This window comes from Herbidospora yilanensis, assembly GCF_001570565.1.
Taxonomy (GTDB): domain Bacteria; phylum Actinomycetota; class Actinomycetes; order Streptosporangiales; family Streptosporangiaceae; genus Herbidospora; species Herbidospora yilanensis.
The window spans coordinates 180,255-196,776 of record NZ_BBXE01000020.1; the positions used below are offsets into that span (position 1 = coordinate 180,255).

The window sequence follows — 16,522 nt, forward strand, 5'->3', positions numbered from 1 at the left end:
CGTGGTGTATTTGTGCTGATGTCACTCAGCGCCGCCGGCGCCTGCGCCGCAGACCGACCGAGGAGAACCATGACGCCCGTACGCTTCCCCCGTGACTTCGTCTGGGGGGCGGCCACCTCCGCCTTCCAGGTGGAGGGTGCCACCAAGGAGGACGGCCGGGGGGTGTCGGTCTGGGACACCTTCGCCGCCACCCCGGGAAACGTGCGGGACGGCGACACCGGCGACCCGGGCGCCGACCAGTACCACCGCGTCGAGCAGGACATCGCGCTGATGCGCGAGCTGGGCCTGGAGAGCTACCGCTTCTCGATCGCCTGGCCGCGTGTCCAGCCGACGGGCACCGGCCGCCCCAACCTCAAGGGCCTGGACTACTACAAGCGCCTGGTCGACGGCCTGGTCGGCGCCGGCATCCGCCCGATGGTCACGCTGTTCCACTGGGACCTCCCCCAGGCCCTCCAGGACGAGGGCGGCTGGGAGAACCGCGACACGGCCCACCGCTTCGCCGAATACGCCGAGATCATGTACGACGCCCTGCACGTCCGCGACTGGCTCACGATCAACGAGCCGAAGACCGTCGTCGACTGCGGCTACCGCACCGGCATCCACGCCCCGGGCGTGCGCGACGACGACCGCGCCCTGGTCGCCTGCCACCACCTGCTGCTGGCCCACGGCCTGGCCAGCCGCCTCCTGCACGACCGCCACCCGGGCCGCCGGATCGGCCCCGCGCTGAACCTCCACCCGACCTACCCGGCCGACGACTCGCCCGAGGCGAAGGAGGCCGCGCGCCGCCAGGACGCCCGCGAGAACCGTCTCTACCTGGAGCCCGTCTTCAACGGGACCTACCCGGAGGAGGCCATGACCCGGCATGACATGATCATGGACGGGGACATGGAGATCATCAGCGAGAAGGTGGACGTGCTCGGCGTGCAGTACTACACGCCGCTCTTCATCGACGCCGAACAGCGGCGCGTCGTCCGCCATCCGGTCAGGGTGGCCGGCTGGCTGGAGGACTACCCCGACGGCCTGCACGACGTCCTGCTGCGCGTCACCCGCGACCACCCCGGCGTGCCGATCGTCATCACCGAGAACGGCCTGGCGACCGACGACGCGGTCGCCGCCGACGGCGGCGTGCACGACGACGACCGGATCGCCTATCTGCGCGGCCACATCGGCGCGATGCACCGCGCGATGGAGGCCGGCGCGAAGGTCGAGGGATATCACGTGTGGTCGCTGCTCGACAATTTCGAATGGGCCGAGGGATACAGCCAGCGATTCGGCATCGTGCACGTCGACTACGCGACGCAGAAGCGAATTCCGAAAGACAGCGCCCTTTGGTACCGGGACCTTGTCGAGACCGGCGAACTGCGGTGACCTGCTTCTTTTTCGTTGACTCATCAGCCCAATTCACACTAGGTTGTGGGAGCGCTCCCACTCGGGTGGCCAGGAGGCTGCCGAGCTGGGCCGATCACGTGGCGCATACCCTTGACCTTGTCTCTCGGAGAAAGGACACCCCCCGTGCCCCAGTACACCCTCCTCGGCGGCGGCTACCGCGCGGAGCTGACCGAACTCGGCGGCGCCGTCTCAGCCCTCACGCACGGAGGACGTGACCTGATCCCGAGCCGACCCGTCGACGGGCCGATCGAGTTCTACAACGGCACCCTGCTCGCGCCGTGGCCCAACCGGGTCGTCGGCGCCCGCTACGTGTTCGCCGACGAGTGCTTCGAGCTCCCCGTGAACGAGCCCGACCGGGGCCACGCCCTGCACGGCTTCGTCTCCGACGCCCACTGGTCGTGCGTGGAGTTCACCGCGATCGAAGACCACCGCTCCTCGGCGGTCATGACCTACACGCTGGAACCCCACCAGGGCTACCCCTACCGGCTCGCCCTCACCACGACGTACGTCCTCGACGAGACGGGCCTGACGACCACCCTGAAGGCCGAGAACATCGGCGAGACCGCCGCCCCCTACGGCTGCGGCCCCCACCCGTGGTTGCTGGCCGGCCCCGACGTGACCGAATACACGCTGTCCCTGCCCGCGGGGAAGGTGTTCCTGACCGACGAGCTGCTCGCCCCCACGGAGCTGGTCGCGGTCGACGGCACCGACTACGACTTCCGCGAGCCCCACCCGCTGGGCCGGGTCGCCATCGACCACGCCTACACCGCCCTGAGCGAGGGCCGCGTCGTGGTGAGCGGCCCCGGCGGCGGCGTGGCCGTCACGTGGGACCACGAGTCCCTGCCGTGGGTCCAGGTCTGCAACGGCGTGGGCCTGGGCTACAAGGGCGTCGCGGTCGAGCCGATGACCTGCCCGCCCGACGCCTACAACAGCGGCACCGACCTGATCGTCCTCAAGCCCGGCGACACGCACGAGGCGAGCTGGACGATCTCGGCGGCCTGACATGGACAGCAAAACGAAGCGGTCGCTGACGACCGCCGAACTCGACGCGCTCGTCATCGGCGCCGTGGGAGCGGGCGTCGTGACGGCCGAGGAACTGCCCGACGGCTTCGCCAACGCCGTCTGGCGCCTCGGCCTCGACGACGAGTCGCAGGTCGTCCTGAAGGTCGGCCCGCCCCCCGACCTGCCGCTGCTGACCTACGAACGCGACCTGCTGCGCACCGAGGCCATGGTCTACCACCTGGCCCAGGGCACCGGCCTGCCCATGGCCACGCTGCTCCACGCGGGCTTCGACGACCCCGGGATCGGTGGCGACTGGCTGATCCTGTCGGCGCTCACGGGCACACCGTGGAACCGGGCGGCACCCGACCCCGCGCGGGACGGCGCGCTGAGGCGCGAGATGGGCGCCCACCTGGCCACCCTCCACCGCATCCCCGGTTCGGGCACGTTCGGCTACCCCTACGCCGGCCTGACCGGGGCGACGTGGCGCGAGGCGTTCCTGAAGATGGTCGGCGCTATCCTCGACGACGCGGTGAAATGGGAGACCCGCCTCCCGGCCACCATCCTCGACCTGGTCGGCGCCTTCCACCGCAACGCGGCGGCCCTCGACGACGTGCAGACCCCCGCGCTGGTCCACTTCGACGTCTGGCCGGGCAACGTGTTCCTCAACCCCGACGGCACGATCGAGGCGCTGATCGACCACGAACGCGCCTTCTGGGGCGACCCCCTGGCCGACTTCGTGACCCCGACCATCTTCTCCGACCTGACCGGAGACGACCCGATGCTGGCGGGCTACCAGGAGGGCGGCGGGCGGGCCGGCTTCACCCCGACGTCCCGGGTCAGGTTCGCGATGTACCAGGCGTACCTGTACCTGATCCTGCTGGTCGAGGACGGTCCCCGGCAGTATCCGGAGGCCGACTACGCCCGGCTGCGGAACGGCGCGACCGAGGGCCTGGTGCGGGCGCTGGGCATCCTGACGCGCTGACGGTCCCGATGGGCGGCAGGCCCGCCGCCGCCCATCGGTTCATCCGCCGCGCCGCTCCGTCTGCTTGGGATGGCCCGCGGCCACCTTCGTGAACCAGAGTGTCCGCCCGGCGTCGTCGACCAGATACCAGACCCGGCCCCCCGCGGTGACCTCGTACTGCCACTGTTCGAGTTCCCGGCCCTCATGCTTCACCCGGCCGAGCGATCCCTTGAGCGGGTGCTGCCGATCGTTGACACGGCGCGGATCACTCGTGAGGTCGACCCAGCAGCGGTCACAGTTCCCCGGCGCCTGCGCGCAGAGTTCGCGCCATGCCTTGGCCGTTTTCGCGTTCGCGGCGCGTACCAGCCAGTTCGTGGGGCGCCGGATCTCGTCACCGCGCCCGGTCATTCCACACCGTGGATCGGCTGTCCTCCTGATCCGTCGAAAGGATCGGCCAGTTCGCGGGCGGTCTCGGGGTCGCTCCAGACCAGCGCCGTCGAGGTCCACGACTTACGGGCCCGGGCGTAGGGCAGCAGCTCGCCGGTGTCGGCCCCGGCGAGCAGATGCGCGAGCAGCTCACGGACACACTGAAGCCGCTCGGCCTCGGGGAGCCAGACCAGCCACGGCAGGTCTTCACCGAGCGCCTCTTCGGCGAGCGCCTGATTGGCCCGCGCGACGATGGCCATCGATCGGGCCAGGGTGAGCAGCGCGCCTCGGGCGGCCTGGTATCGCTCATCTCGTACGAGCCACACATTCTCCGCATCGCGCCGTTCGAGCAGCACGTCAGCGGCGTCGAGTTGGGGGAACACCTCGTTGCGCTCGCGCGCCAGCGCACTGAACGGAAAAGTCTTCACCCGCCCAGGCTAGTCGAACCGTGCATCAGTAGTGCAACACTAGTTCAACACTCTGGCCAACTCTAGCGGAGAGTGATCCCCCGAACACGACGGATTCGCCTCTCAGACCACCTTCGCGAGCATCACCGGCTCCGTCGTCGGCTGCTCGGAACCGCCCGCCGGCTCCACCGTCACCCCGAAGTGGTCGGTCCCCGGCGGCAGGTCCACCGTCGCCGTGCGGATCCCGCCGCCGTCGACCAGACCCGCCGGGCGGATGTGTTCCCCGCCGATGGTCCAGAGCTGGTAGGTCCGGGACGGGTCGAGCGCCGGCAGGTCGGAGGTGAACATCACCTTCCCGCGGCTCTCCGAGGCCACCACCGTCGCCGATCCCCCGCCGGCCATGCCGACCTTGCGGACCACGGCGTCGGGCGCGGCGAGCAGGTTCTGGATCTCCTCGATCGAGGCGTCCCGCGACCGGATCTCGTTGACGGCGACGACGCCGATCGACACCGCCGCGGCGGCCGAGACGGCGGCCAGGGCCAGGGCCCACCGGCCGGGGCGGCGGCGCAGCGGCACGACGACCTCGGGTGGCGTCTCCTCGATCACGGGCGGTTCCTGGCGGACTTCGGCGATCTGGGCCATGACCCGTGACTTCAGGGCCCGGGGCGGGGCCTCGGCCACCGCGACGCCGAGCCGCGCGGCCGTCTCCCTCAGCCCCCGGACCTCGATCGCGCAGGCCTCGCACCGGGACAGGTGGCCCTCGAACTCGCCCAGTTCACCGGCGGGCAGGGCGTTCAGGGCGTAGGCCCCGGACAGGGTGTGGATCTCGTCGTTCACCGCTCCACCCCCATGCAGTCGCGCAGCCGGACCAGACCGTCGCGCATCCGTGTCTTCACGGTCCCCAGGGGGACCTTCAGCAGGCCGGCCACCTCGGGATAGCTGTAACCCCCGTAGTAGGCCATCGTGACGGCCTGGCGTTGCAGTTCGGTCAGGCCGTCGAGGCAGCGGCGGACCCGTTCGCCCTCCAGGCGCGTGGTCACGGTCTCGGCCACGTGGTCGTAGGCGACCTCGCCGCCCATCCGGGCCACCCGGTCCTCCCGGTCGGAGGACGCCTGCGCGGAGCGTACCCGGTCGACGGCGCGGCGGTGGGCCACGGTCATCACCCAGGACAGGGCGCCGCCGCGGGCGGGGTCGAAGCGGGCGGCGGTCCGCCACACCTCGACCATGACCTCCTGGGCGACCTCCTCGGCCTGGGCCCGGTCGCGCACGACGCGGCGGATCAGTCCGAACACCGGGGCGATCAGTCTGTCGTACAGGCGCTCGAAGGCCGTCTCGTCGCCGCGGGCGACCAGGATCAGCAGCTCGTCGAGCTCCGGGCTGCGGCCCGTGACGGATAGGGGCACGACATCGTTCACGAACCCCATTCGCCGCCGCCTGCCCCGTGGATTGCCCGGGTAGGAGGGGAATCATGGAAACCACCGTGGTGATCGCGGGCGGCGGGCCCGCCGGGGCGATGCTGGGGCTGCTGCTCGCGCGGGCGGGGATCGAGGTCGTCCTGCTGGAGAAGCACGCCGACTTCTTCCGGGACTTCCGGGGGGACACGATCCATCCGTCGACGATCCAGGTCCTCGACGAACTGGGGCTGCTGGAGAGGTTCGAGGCCATCCCGCACCGCTCGTTCGAGTACTTCGCCCTCTACACGGGCGAGGAGTTCATCCCGATGGCCGACTTCCGCGGGCTGCCCGGCAGGCACCGGCGGCTGGCGATGGTGCCGCAGTGGGACTTCCTCAGGCTGATCACCACCGCGGCCGGCGAATATCCGAACTTCCGGCTCCTCATGGAGCACAAGGCCGTGGACGTGATCCGCGAGGGCGACGCGGTCCGCGGGGTCGTGGTGGAGTCGGGCGGCGCCCGCACGGAGATCCGGGCCGCGCTGACCGTGGCGGCCGACGGGCGGCACAGCGATCTGCGCGCCGCCGTCGGGTTCGAGCCGGCCGACATCGGGGCGCCGATGGACGTGTTGTGGTTCCGGCTGCCCCGCCACGACGGGCATCCCGACGACGTGTTCCTGCGGCCGGGCCGCGGCACGGCGCTGGTGTCGTTCAACCGGGGCGACTACTGGCAGATGGCCTACTTGATCCCGAAGGGCGGGTTCGACGACCTCAAGGCGGCCGGCCTGGCGAACTTCCGGTCGAGCGTCACCAACCTGCTGCCCTACCTCGACACGAGCGAGGTCACCTTCGACGACGTCCAGCTCCTCACCGTGGTCGTCGACCGGCTGCCGCGGTGGCATCTGCCGGGGATGCTGGTCATCGGGGACGCCGCGCACGCCATGTCGCCGGTCGGCGGGGTCGGGATCAACCTGGCGATCCAGGACGCCATCGCGGCCGGGAACCTCCTCGCCGGGCCGCTGGGCCGGGCGCAGCGGAACCGGCGGCCGGTGCTCGATCCCGTGCCGGCTTCTCTCCTGGCGAAACTGCGGCGCCGGCGCTGGTATCCGACGGCCGCGACCCAGGCGATCCAGGTGCAGATCCAGAACCGGATCATCGCCCGCGTCCTCGCGGGTGACGCCGATGCGGGCTCCATCGGCGCCGCCGCGCGGAGGATCCCCCTGCCGGTACGCCGCCTCCTCGGCCGCGCCATCGGGCTGGGTTTCCGGCCCGAGCACGTACGCTCATCTCACTGAATGGACATGGCAGGCCGGTCCTCGGGACGAGGAACGATAACCTCGTATGTCGTGAGCGCACTCAACCTCGACACCTGGCGTGACCTGCCCGCCGCCCAGCAGCCCGAGTGGCCCGACCGCGGCGCGCTCGACGATGTGGTCACCGAGTTGCGCGGGTTGCCGCCGCTGGTCTTCGCCGGGGAGTGCGACCGGCTGAAAGACGAGCTGGCGGCGGTCGCGCGCGGCGAGGCGTTCGTCCTGCAGGGTGGTGACTGCGCCGAGACGTTCGCCGGCGCCACCGCCGACAACGTCCGCAACAAGATCAAGACGCTGCTCCAGATGGCGATCGTGCTGACCTACGCCGGGCGGGTGCCCGTCGTCAAGATCGGCCGGCTCGCCGGGCAGTTCGCCAAGCCGCGGTCGAAGAACACCGAGACCCGCGACGGCGTCGAACTGCCGGCCTACCGGGGCGACATGGTCAACGGCTTCGAGTTCACCGAGGCCTCGCGGGTGCCCGACCCGGGCCGTCTCCTGCGGGCCTACCACTCCTCGGCGGTGACGCTGAACCTGGCGCGGGCCTTCACCAAGGGCGGCTACGCCGACCTGCGGCAGGTCCACGCCTGGAACCAGGACTTCGTGGCCGGTTCCCCGGCCGGTCAGCGCTACGAGCGGCTGGCCCGGGAGATCGACCAGGCGCTGGCCTTCATGTCGGCGTGCGGCGCGGAGCCCGCGGAGTTCCACACGGTCGAGTTCTACTCCTCCCACGAGGCCCTGATCCTCGACTACGACCACGCGATGACCCGCATCGACAGCCGCACGGGTCTGCCCTACGACGTCTCGGCCCACATGGTCTGGATCGGCGAGCGCACCCGCCAGCTCGACCACGCCCACGTCGAGTTCTTCAGCAAGATCCGCAACCCGATCGGGGTCAAGCTGGGCCCGGCCACGACCGCCGACGAGGCGCTGACGCTGGTCGAGAAGCTCAACCCGTCCAACGAGCCGGGCCGGCTGACCTTCATCAGCCGCATGGGCGCGGGGAAGGTCCGCGACGCCCTGCCGCCGCTGGTCGAGAAGGTGACCGCGAGCGGCGCCGTGGTGACGTGGATCTGCGACCCGATGCACGGCAACACCTTCGAGGCGAGCGGCGGCTTCAAGACCCGGCGCCTCGACGACGTCCTCGACGAGGTGACCGGCTTCTTCGAGGTCCACCGCGCGCTGGGCACCCACCCCGGCGGCATCCACATCGAGTTCACCGGCGACGACGTGACCGAGTGCGTCGGCGGCGGCCACCAGATCCTCGAAGAAGACCTGGCGCTGCGCTACGAGACGGCCTGCGACCCCCGGCTGAACCGGTCGCAGTCGCTCGACCTGGCGTTCCGGGTGGCGGAGCTCTACCGGGGCGACTGACCCGGCGAACGCGAAAGGCCCCCGGATCGGGGGCCTTTTTCGGCTGGCCGGACTAGTTCTTGTTGATCTCCGCGCTGATCTCGGCCCGGATGGCGTCCATGTCGAGGGCGCGCACCTGAGTGATCAGGTCGTCGAGTGCGGGGGCGGGGAGGGCGCCGGGCTGGGCGAAGACCACGATGCCGTCACGGATGGCCATGATGGTCGGGATCGCGGTGATGTCGAACCCCTGGGCCAGGGCGGGCTGGGCCTCGGTGTCGATCTTGCCGAACTTGATGTCGTCGTGCTTGGCCGACGCCTTCTCGAAGATCGGGCCGAACGACTTGCACGGCCCGCACCACTCCGCCCAGAAGTCGAGCAGGACGATGCCGTCGTCGGCGATCTCGTTGAAGTTGCTCTCGGTTACCTCGATGGTCGCCACTCGCGACTCCTTTCCTCTCGGGGTGCAACCCGATTGGGCCCCACCGCATTCCAAGGCCTATCACGCCGGTCAGGTTGCCCGGTCGCACCCATGGGTACGTCCCGCGTCCCGACGACGGCAGGAGACTCCATGATCCCCGGTTGTGGCTCGTGCAACTGCACGGACGAGATCCTCAGCACCCTCCGTCCACCCCGTATCACCCAGTTGAGCACCGAATAATGCGAACGGCCCCGGTATGTCATACCGGGGCCGTTTCTGGGGTGGCATCGACGACACATTTGACAGGTGTTTCCCAAGCGGCGCGATTTATGGGTAATTCTTTTGGCATGAGGCAACTCCTTTCCTGGAGCACCTGCGCCACGAGCGCCGATTGTGTAGGGGTGACGCGGCAGCCGTACAACCGCTGCCTGACCCACCTGGAAGCCGAAGAACTGGAAGCCCACCTCGCCACGCTGACGCCGGGGCAGCCCCTCGACCTGCGCGGCACGACCGTCCCCGCCGGGTTGCTCGACCGGATTCTCGCCGCGATGGAGAACATCGTCGGCCGGGCCCGGTTCGACCAGGCCGTGTTCTGCTCCCCCGCCCGTTTCGGCGACGTCACCTTCAATGGCGACGCGTCGTTCGACGAAGCCCGATTCGACGCGCTCGCCTCGTTCTTCAACACCCATTTCAGGGGAAATGTCTCATTTCAAGGCGTGCGTTTCGGCCGGGAGATCTCCCTGTACGGCTCCCGCGTGCGCGGCCACCTCTCGATGGACGAGTGCGCCGTCGCCAGTGACGCCCTCTTCGGCGAGGCCTGCTTCGGCTCGGCGTCGTTCCGCCAGGCCGAGTTCCACGGGTTCAGCTCCTTCGACCAGGCCAGGTTCCAGGGCGACGCGACCTTCCGCGGGGCCCGGTTCTCGCGTCCGGTGTCGTTCCTGAAGACCGCGTTCGAGGGCGCGGCCGGGTTCCAGTCGGTCAGGTTCGGGGCGAAGGCGTTCCTGGCCCCCGCCACGGTGGGCCGCCACCTGGCGCTCACCCAGGCCAGGGCCTCCGGCCCGGTCGAGCTCCACGTCACGGGGTGTCCGGTCGACCTGTCGGAGGCGCGGGTGCTCGGCCGCCTGACCGTGCGCGCGGGCGACGCCGACCTCGACCTGACCGGCCTGACCAGCCGCGGCCGGTCGAAGATCGGGCGCAGGGGCGGCCCGATCAGGGTCCTGTCGATCGCCGGCCTCGACGCCGACGACCTGACCATCGAGGGCGCCGACCTGACCCACTGCCACCTGCCGGGGGCGGTGAACGCCGACCGGCTGCGGCTGCGCGACTGCGTGTTCGCGGCCAGCCCCGGTGGCCGCCGGCAACTCCGGTTCAGCTGGCCGCCCCTGCGGCACACCTTCTTCAGCCGTCTCTCGTGGGTGGCGCTGCTGGTCCTGGTGGCGGTGGCGGCGGTGTTGTGGTCGTCCACCCCCCAGCAGCAGAACCGGCACCCCCGCCCGTCGGTGACGCAGGGCGGGACGTGGGCCCACTCGTCGGGGACGGATCAGGGTTCGCCCTGATGTGACACTCGCGGGGTCCCCCATAATCTGACGAACGACCATGGACACCGCATTCGAGACGGCCGTCGTCGACGACTACGTCGGCGCGCTGGCCAAGACGCTCCGGGGGCCCCGGCGGGCCAGACGCGATCTCCTCGCCGAGGCCCGCGACGGCCTGTACGACGCGGCCGAGGCCTACGCCGAGGAGGGCCTGCCCCCGGGAGAGGCGCAGGCCCGCGCGGTGGCCGACTTCGGCCCGGTCGCCGAGGTGGCGCCGGGGTTCCAGGAGGAGCTGACGGCGGCGCAGAGCCGCCGGACGGCGGCGCTGCTGTTCCTCAGCACCCCCGGGGTGGCGCTGATGTGGGGTGTGTTGTGGCAGATCTTCCCGGCCGGCTTCGACGTGGCGAAACCCGCCTGGTTCGAGGTGGTGGCCCGGTCGGTCGACCTCATCCAGATGGCGACCGGCCTGGTGGGCGCGGCGGTGCTGCTGCGCCTGCGCCGCACCCGCCGCTCCCGCCCGCTGGCCCGGCTGCTGGGCCTGCTGGTGTGGCTCCAGGCGCCGCTGATGGCGGCGCTGTGCGGAACGCTGATGGTCTCGGCGGGGCTGGCGCTGTCGGCGTTCCCCGGCTATCTCCCCGGCCAGGTGGCCACGTGGATCAGCCTCGCCTTCTGGACCTGGCAACTCTGGAGCGCGGCCCGCTGCCTCAGGTCGGCGGGTCAGGTTCCCGCCCTGTCTCGCTGACGTCGCGCCGACCGTTCACGTCTGCGGGTCCAGCACCCGCCCGATCACGCTCGTGAAGCTGGTCCAGGCGGTGCGTTCGCCCGCGAGCTCCGCCCGGCCCGATTCGGTCAGCCGGTAAGTGCGGCGTTTGCGGCCGCCGACGGTCGCCCACTCGCTGGCCAGGAAGCCGGCCCGCTCCAGGCGTCGCAACGCTGGGTAAACAGTACCCGTCGGCACGTCGAGGGCGCCGCCGGACCGCTCCCGCAGGGCTTCGATGATCGCGTAGCCGTGGAGGGGTTCGTGCTCCACCACGGACAGGAGAAGGGCGTCCATATGCCCACGGAGCGCGTCGGGGTTCACGTGTTCACCTTAACCGTGTGCGGCATGTAGCCAGTCTACATGTAGGCTCTCTATATGTAGCCAGACATAAGGAGCCTTCCATGGACGTCCTCGACCTGGCCCGGTTGCAGTTCGCGGTGACGGGGAGCCTGCATTTCCTGTTCGTCGTGCTCACGCTGGGCCTGGCCCCCCTTGTGGCGATCATGCACACCCGATACGCCCGCACCGGCACCACCCTCGACGAGCGCATGACGCGCTTCTGGGGGCAGATCTACGTGACGAACTACGCGCTCGGCATCGTCACCGGCATCGTGATGGAGTTCCAGTTCGGGCTGAGCTGGAGCGGCCTGACCCACTACGCAGGCGACGTCTTCGGCGCGCCGCTGGCGCTGGAGACGCTGATCGCGTTCTTCCTGGAGTCCACGTTCCTCGGCCTGTGGATCTTCGGCTGGCACCGGCTGCCCAAGTGGCTGCACGTCGCGACGATCTGGCTGGTCACGATCACCGCCTACGCGTCCGCCTTCTGGATCATGGTGGCCAACTCGTTCCTCCAGCACCCGGCCGGAGCGGTGCGCGACGGCGACGTGCTGCGGCTCGACGACTTCGGGGCGCTGCTGACCAACCCGTCGTTGTCGATGGCGCTGCCCCACGTGTTGTCGGCCGGCCTGACCGTGGGCGGTTTCGTGGTGATGGGCGCGAGCGCCTACCACCTGTTCCGGAAGACCTCCGACCAGGAGTTGTTCTCCCGGTCGTTGCGGATGGGCATCTGGACCGCGTTCGTCGGCACCATGATGGTGGTGGGCTTCGGGTTCGCCCAGTTCGGGCCGGTGACCAGCGTCCAGCCCGACAAGTTCACCGACCGGCCGCTGGCCGCGCTGGGCCTCGGTTTCATGATCCTGCTGGGGCACCTGCTCCAGCTCATCGCCCTCCTGCTGGTCGTCGTGGTCAAGTGGGCGCCGCGCTGGCGGTTCCTCCACCCGCTGATCGTGCTGGTCACCCCGCTCCCGTTCGTCGCGGCCATCCTCGGGTGGATCGCCCGGGAGGAGGGCCGCCAGCCCTGGATGATCTGGGAGCGGCTGAAGGTCGCCGACGCCCTCACCCCCGGGCTGACCCAGGCCCAGATCACGTTGTCGTTCGCGGGGTTCGTCGGCGTGCTGACGCTGCTGGCGGTCGCCGACTACGTGCTGATCTCCCGGATCGTCCGGCGGGGTCCCGACGAGATCGCGCTGGGCGAGAAGCCCGCGCCCGCCCCCGCGCTGACGTTCTAGGAGCGACTGATGGAGATCCTGTGGTTCGGCGCGCTCGCGCTGCTGGTGGCCGGTTACTTCGCCCTGGAGGGGTTCGACCTCGGCGTCGGCCTGCTGCTGCCCGTCACCGCCGACCGCGACCGGGCGATCGGCGCCGTCGGCCCGTTCGTGCTGGCCAACGAGGTGTGGCTGATCGCCGCCGCGGGCGTGTTGTTCGGCGCGTTCCCCGCCTGTGAGTACGCCCTGAGCGCCAACTACACCGCCGTGGTGCTGCTGCTGGTCTCGTGGGTGGTGCGCGACGCGGGCCTGTGGTTCCGCCGCCGCCTCTTCACCCGCGCCTTCTGGGAGTGGCTCATCACCCTCGGGTCGCTCGGCGTCTGCCTGGCCTGGGGCCTGCTCCTGGCCGGCCTGGCCGGGTTCTCGTTCCCGTTCGGGCTCCTGTACGGCCTCCTCATCGCCGCACTGTTCGTGATGCACGGCCGGAGGTTCCTCGACTGGCGGCTGACCGGCGTCGGGACGCCGCTGGTCACCGGAGCCCTGGCGGCCGTGCCGGCGCTGGTGCCGCTGGCCGGGATGGCGGGCGCGGTCATCGGCAACGCGGCCCCGTCGGCGACCCTGACGGTGCTGACGTTTATGGTGTTGCCGTTCGTCCCGGTCATGGCCGGGGCGCAGATCTGGGTGTGGAAGGCCTTCGGCAAGGGGCCGGTCCCCGCCTACTTCTGAGGGGGGCTCGGTGCACAGAGGTCTCGTGCGGCTGCTGCCACGCCGCCACCTGACGGTGTGCCTGGGCGCGGCGGTGGCGGCCGGGCTGCTGGTCCTGGTGCAGGCCGAACTGCTCGCCGGGGTGTTGTCGGGGCGGTTCGCCGTCGGCGTCCTGGGCTGGCTGGCCCTGGTGATCGCGGCCCGGGGCGCGCTGGGCTGGGTCCAGGGCGTGGCGGCAGGGGCCACCGCGAGCGGGGTGAAGTCGGAGCTGCGCCATCGGCTGCTGCGCCGCTTCCAGGGCATGAGCCCGGCCGAGACCCGCTCGGGCGAGCTGGTGACGCTGACCGGCCGGGGCCTCGACGCGCTCGACCCCTACCTGACGGGCTACCTGCCGTCGATCGCGGTGGCGGCCGTGGTGCCGCTGGCGGTGATCGTCCGGTTGTTCGCCGCCGACCTGACGACCGCGCTGATCGTGCTGGTCACGGTGCCGCTGATCCCCGTCTTCGGCGCGCTGGTCGGCCTGACGACCAAAGAGGTGACCGAGCGGCAGTGGGCCGCCCTGTCCCGGCTGGGCGGCCACTTCCTCGACGTGGTGCGGGGCCTGCCGACCCTGCGGGCGTTCGGCCGGGCCCGCTACCAGGCGACCGTGATCCGCGACGTCGCCGGCGCCCACCGCTCGGCGACGATGAAGACCCTGCGGGTGGCGTTCCTGTCGTCGCTGGTGCTGGAGCTGGTCGCGTCCCTGTCCCTGGCGCTGGTCGCGGTGCCGGTGGGCCTGCGGCTGCTGTCCGGGTCGCTCGACCTGACGACGGCCCTGCTCGTGCTGCTGCTCGCCCCCGAGGCCTACCTGCCGCTGCGCGCGATGGGCACCCGCTTCCACGCCGCCATGGAGGGCGTCACCGCCGCCGACCAGGCGTTCGCCCTGCTCGAAGGGGCCGAACCGGCCGCCCCGCGCCCCGCGGTCGTCGACGAGCGGGTGCCCGAGATCCGCCTCGACGGCGTGACCGTGCGCTACCCCGGCCGCGACGACCCCGCCCTCCGCGACGTGTCCCTCACCATCGCCCCCGGCGAACGGGTCGCCCTGGTCGGCGAGAGCGGCGCGGGGAAGAGCACCCTGCTCCACCTCCTGCTGGGCTTCGTCACCCCCTCCGAGGGCCGGGTCCTGGTCGGCGGCGTCGACCTGGCCACCCTCGACCTGGAGAGATGGCGTCGCCACCTGGCCTTCGTCCCCCAGCGCCCCCACCTGTTCGCCACCTCGGTGGCCGGCAACATCTCCCTCGACGGCGCGGCCTCCCCCGAGGAGATCCGCGCCGCGGCGGTCGCCGCCCAGGCCGACGCGTTCGTCACCGACCTGCCCGAGGGCTACGACACCGTCATCGGCGAACGCGGCGCCGACCTGTCGGCCGGCCAGCGCCAGCGCCTGGCCCTGGCCCGCGCCTTCTGCCGCCCCGGCGCGGGCCTGCTCCTCCTCGACGAACCCACCGCCCGCCTCGACGGCCGCAGCGAGGCGGCGGTCATCGAGGCCACCCGTGCCCTGTCCGAGGGCCGCACCGCGGTGATCGTCGCCCACCGCCCGGCGATGATCGCCCTGGCCGACCGGGTGATCAGAGTCGACGACGGAGTGATCAAGTGACCTCTTCGGTGATCTGGAACCGGCGGCTGCTGGTCGCCGCGCTGGCCGGGTCGGCGGCCGACCTGGCCGGGCTCGGGCTGATCGCCTCCGCCGCCTGGCTCATCACGCGGGCCGCGCAGCAGCCCGAGCTGGCCGCGTTGTCGGTGGCGATCGTGGCGGTCCGGGCGTTCGCGACCTCGCGCGGCGTCTTCCGCTACGCCGAGCGGCTGTCCGGCCACGACGTCGCGCTGCGGGCGCAGGCGGCGACCCGGGAACGCCTCTACGACGCGCTCATCCCGGCCGGGCCGCTCTCCCACCGGGGCGCCGACCTGCTGAGCCGGATGGTCGACGACACCGACGCGGTCCAGGACCTGCTCGTCAGGTGTCTCCTCCCGGCCATCGCCGCACTGGTCACCGGGGTGACGGCCGTCGTCATCGCCGCCTTCCTGCTGCCGCTCGCGGCGGTGGTGCTGGCGGCCGGGCTGGCCGTCGCCGGGGTGCTGCTCCCGGCCGCGACCGCCGCACTGGCCCGCCGGTCGACCACCCGGCTGGCGCCCGCGCGGGCCGACCTGGCCGCCCACACCGCCGACCTCGTGCACGGGTCGGCCGACCTGGCCGCCTACGGCGCGACCGGGCGGGCCCTGGCCGCCGCCGCGGCGGCCGACGACCGGCTGGCCCGGCTGGAACGCGGGCAGGCCCGGGTCAACGCGACCGCGCTGGCGGCCGGGGTGCTGGTGCAGGGGCTCACCGTCGTGATCGTGGTGGCCGTGGCCAAGGCGCTCGACGCCGGTTCGATCGCGACCGCCGTGCTCGCCCTGACGGCGCTGGTGACCTTCGAGCCGGTGCTCCCGCTGGCGGCGGCCGGCGAACGGCTGACCGGGGTGCTCGCGGCGGTCCGACGGCTGCGGGAGATCGAGGCCACTCCCCCGGCGGTGCCCGCCCCGGCCGATCCGCTGCCCCGGCCCACGGGGCCGCTGACGGTCGTGGTCGACGACCTGGTCGTCCGGCACGGCGACCGGCCCGCCCTCGGCGGGGTCAGCCTGACGCTCACCCCCGGGAAGCGCGTGGCCGTCGTCGGCCCGAGCGGGGCGGGCAAGAGCACCCTGCTGTCGGCGCTGATGCGGACCGTCGACGTCGTCTCGGGAAGCATCACCGTCAACGGCGCCGACCTGCGCCGGATCTCCCCCGACGACGCCCGCGCCATGATGACGGGCCTCACCCAGGACCCCTACGTCTTCCAGACCACCTTCCGCGACAACCTTCGCCTCGCGGGCCCCGACGCCGGCGACGCCGACCTCGCGCGGGCGGTCAGGGAGGCCAGGCTCGACACGTTCGCCGACCGGGCCGGCTGGGACGTCCAGCTCGGCGAAGACGGCCGCACCCTGTCGGGCGGCCAGATCCAGCGCCTCGCCCTGGCCCGCGCCCTCCTCTACGACCCCCCGGTCCTCCTGCTCGACGAACCCGCCGAGGCCCTCGACGAGACCACGGCCGACGCCCTGATGACCGACCTCCTCGACGCCACCCGGGGCCGCACCACCCTCCTCGTCACCCACCGGCTCCGGGGGCTGGAGGCGGTCGACGAGGTCGTCGTCCTGGAAGACGGCCTGGTGGTCCAGCGCGGGACCCACGCCGAACTCGTGGCGGCCGACGGCTACTACCGCGAGTTGTGGGAGGCCGAGAACATGGTCCGGAGACGGCCGTAGCGGGGCGGA

Annotated in this window: 17 protein-coding genes; 11 read left to right on the forward strand and 6 right to left on the reverse strand. The window is 71.5% G+C overall.

Features of this window, described 5'->3' with window-relative positions; all coding sequences use genetic code 11:
* Window positions 1-69: 69 nt before the first annotated feature.
* The 3 genes from AW273_RS14775 (at window position 70) to AW273_RS14785 (ending at window position 3,373) form a co-directional block, all read left to right on the forward strand.
* The gene (locus AW273_RS14775; RefSeq protein ID WP_062348878.1) at window positions 70-1,368 is read left to right on the forward strand and encodes a GH1 family beta-glucosidase; all 1,299 of its coding nucleotides are present in this window, start codon (window positions 70-72) and stop codon (window positions 1,366-1,368) included.
* A gap of 144 nt (window positions 1,369-1,512) precedes the next feature.
* Window positions 1,513-2,391: an aldose 1-epimerase family protein gene (locus AW273_RS14780; RefSeq protein WP_062348879.1), complete on the forward strand. Its 879-nt coding sequence runs from the start codon at window positions 1,513-1,515 to the stop codon at window positions 2,389-2,391.
* 1 nt (window position 2,392) lies between these two features.
* A complete protein-coding gene (locus AW273_RS14785) occupies window positions 2,393-3,373 on the forward strand; it encodes a phosphotransferase family protein (RefSeq protein ID WP_062348880.1) in 981 nt (326 codons plus the stop codon).
* Between the two features lie 39 nt (window positions 3,374-3,412).
* Here AW273_RS14785 and AW273_RS14790 read toward each other — a convergent pair whose 3' ends face one another.
* From AW273_RS14790 to sigK, 4 genes are all read right to left on the reverse strand, one after another.
* Entirely contained in the window at window positions 3,413-3,760 is a 348-nt protein-coding gene (locus AW273_RS14790; RefSeq protein WP_062348881.1) for a BAR domain-containing protein, read from the reverse strand.
* A complete protein-coding gene (locus AW273_RS14795) occupies window positions 3,757-4,206 on the reverse strand; it encodes a hypothetical protein (RefSeq protein WP_062348882.1) in 450 nt (149 codons plus the stop codon). Before AW273_RS14795 ends, AW273_RS14790 begins: the two co-directional genes overlap by 4 nt.
* A gap of 102 nt (window positions 4,207-4,308) precedes the next feature.
* Complete coding sequence (locus tag AW273_RS14800) at window positions 4,309-5,022, reverse strand: anti-sigma factor (protein ID WP_062348883.1); 714 nt, start codon at window positions 5,020-5,022, stop codon at window positions 4,309-4,311.
* The gene (gene sigK / locus AW273_RS14805) at window positions 5,019-5,609 is read right to left on the reverse strand and encodes an ECF RNA polymerase sigma factor SigK (RefSeq protein ID WP_062348884.1); all 591 of its coding nucleotides are present in this window, start codon (window positions 5,607-5,609) and stop codon (window positions 5,019-5,021) included. Before sigK ends, AW273_RS14800 begins: the two co-directional genes overlap by 4 nt.
* Before the next feature lie 44 nt (window positions 5,610-5,653).
* On the opposite strand from sigK, the gene AW273_RS14810 reads away from it, so the two are divergent.
* Together AW273_RS14810 and AW273_RS14815 are read left to right on the forward strand one after the other, a co-directional pair.
* On the forward strand, window positions 5,654-6,871 hold the full coding sequence (locus tag AW273_RS14810) for an FAD-dependent oxidoreductase (RefSeq protein ID WP_062348885.1): 1,218 nt from the start codon (window positions 5,654-5,656) through the stop codon (window positions 6,869-6,871).
* A gap of 51 nt (window positions 6,872-6,922) precedes the next feature.
* Complete coding sequence (locus AW273_RS14815; RefSeq protein ID WP_232327419.1) at window positions 6,923-8,257, forward strand: class II 3-deoxy-7-phosphoheptulonate synthase; 1,335 nt, start codon at window positions 6,923-6,925, stop codon at window positions 8,255-8,257.
* A gap of 52 nt (window positions 8,258-8,309) precedes the next feature.
* Here the strand turns inward: AW273_RS14815 and AW273_RS14820 are convergent, their stop codons facing one another.
* Window positions 8,310-8,675, reverse strand: a complete 366-nt coding sequence (locus tag AW273_RS14820) for a thioredoxin family protein (protein ID WP_062348886.1) — start codon at window positions 8,673-8,675, stop codon at window positions 8,310-8,312.
* Between the two features lie 326 nt (window positions 8,676-9,001).
* On the opposite strand from AW273_RS14820, the gene AW273_RS14825 reads away from it, so the two are divergent.
* Window positions 9,002-10,210: a pentapeptide repeat-containing protein gene (locus AW273_RS14825; RefSeq protein ID WP_198168147.1), complete on the forward strand. Its 1,209-nt coding sequence runs from the start codon at window positions 9,002-9,004 to the stop codon at window positions 10,208-10,210.
* Window positions 10,211-10,250: 40 nt separating this feature from the next.
* On the forward strand, window positions 10,251-10,931 hold the full coding sequence (locus tag AW273_RS37880) for a permease prefix domain 1-containing protein (protein WP_063909961.1): 681 nt from the start codon (window positions 10,251-10,253) through the stop codon (window positions 10,929-10,931).
* A gap of 15 nt (window positions 10,932-10,946) precedes the next feature.
* On the opposite strand, the gene AW273_RS14835 is transcribed toward AW273_RS37880, so the two are convergent.
* The gene (locus AW273_RS14835) at window positions 10,947-11,243 is read right to left on the reverse strand and encodes a helix-turn-helix transcriptional regulator (RefSeq protein ID WP_439648630.1); all 297 of its coding nucleotides are present in this window, start codon (window positions 11,241-11,243) and stop codon (window positions 10,947-10,949) included.
* Between the two features lie 107 nt (window positions 11,244-11,350).
* On the opposite strand from AW273_RS14835, the gene AW273_RS14840 reads away from it, so the two are divergent.
* The 4 genes from AW273_RS14840 to cydC are packed head-to-tail and all read left to right on the forward strand — an operon-like array spanning window position 11,351 to window position 16,513.
* On the forward strand, window positions 11,351-12,517 hold the full coding sequence (locus AW273_RS14840; RefSeq protein ID WP_062348889.1) for a cytochrome ubiquinol oxidase subunit I: 1,167 nt from the start codon (window positions 11,351-11,353) through the stop codon (window positions 12,515-12,517).
* A 9-nt stretch (window positions 12,518-12,526) separates the two neighbouring features.
* Window positions 12,527-13,219 (forward strand): cytochrome d ubiquinol oxidase subunit II, encoded by a 693-nt coding sequence (locus AW273_RS14845; RefSeq protein WP_062348890.1) that lies wholly within the window; start codon window positions 12,527-12,529, stop codon window positions 13,217-13,219.
* A gap of 10 nt (window positions 13,220-13,229) precedes the next feature.
* Complete coding sequence (gene cydD, locus AW273_RS39470) at window positions 13,230-14,831, forward strand: thiol reductant ABC exporter subunit CydD (RefSeq protein ID WP_062348891.1); 1,602 nt, start codon at window positions 13,230-13,232, stop codon at window positions 14,829-14,831.
* On the forward strand, window positions 14,828-16,513 hold the full coding sequence (gene cydC / locus AW273_RS39475) for a thiol reductant ABC exporter subunit CydC (protein WP_062348892.1): 1,686 nt from the start codon (window positions 14,828-14,830) through the stop codon (window positions 16,511-16,513). Before cydD ends, cydC begins: the two co-directional genes overlap by 4 nt.
* Window positions 16,514-16,522: the final 9 nt, after the last annotated feature.

What these genes read in the sequence shown, in the direction of transcription:
- sigK (WP_062348884.1), bottom strand. Translation starts at nt 5,609, where the DNA reads ATGGGGTTCGTGAACGATGTCGTGCCCCTATCCGTCACGGGCCGCAGC.
- AW273_RS14825 (WP_198168147.1), top strand. Translation starts at nt 9,002, where the DNA reads ATGAGGCAACTCCTTTCCTGGAGCACCTGCGCCACGAGCGCCGATTGT.
- AW273_RS14790 (WP_062348881.1), bottom strand. Translation starts at nt 3,760, where the DNA reads ATGACCGGGCGCGGTGACGAGATCCGGCGCCCCACGAACTGGCTGGTA.
- AW273_RS14785 (WP_062348880.1), top strand. Translation starts at nt 2,393, where the DNA reads ATGGACAGCAAAACGAAGCGGTCGCTGACGACCGCCGAACTCGACGCG.
- AW273_RS14775 (WP_062348878.1), top strand. Translation starts at nt 70, where the DNA reads ATGACGCCCGTACGCTTCCCCCGTGACTTCGTCTGGGGGGCGGCCACC.
- AW273_RS37880 (WP_063909961.1), top strand. Translation starts at nt 10,251, where the DNA reads ATGGACACCGCATTCGAGACGGCCGTCGTCGACGACTACGTCGGCGCG.
- AW273_RS14835 (WP_439648630.1), bottom strand. Translation starts at nt 11,243, where the DNA reads ATGGACGCCCTTCTCCTGTCCGTGGTGGAGCACGAACCCCTCCACGGC.
- AW273_RS14845 (WP_062348890.1), top strand. Translation starts at nt 12,527, where the DNA reads ATGGAGATCCTGTGGTTCGGCGCGCTCGCGCTGCTGGTGGCCGGTTAC.
- AW273_RS14840 (WP_062348889.1), top strand. Translation starts at nt 11,351, where the DNA reads ATGGACGTCCTCGACCTGGCCCGGTTGCAGTTCGCGGTGACGGGGAGC.
- AW273_RS14810 (WP_062348885.1), top strand. Translation starts at nt 5,654, where the DNA reads ATGGAAACCACCGTGGTGATCGCGGGCGGCGGGCCCGCCGGGGCGATG.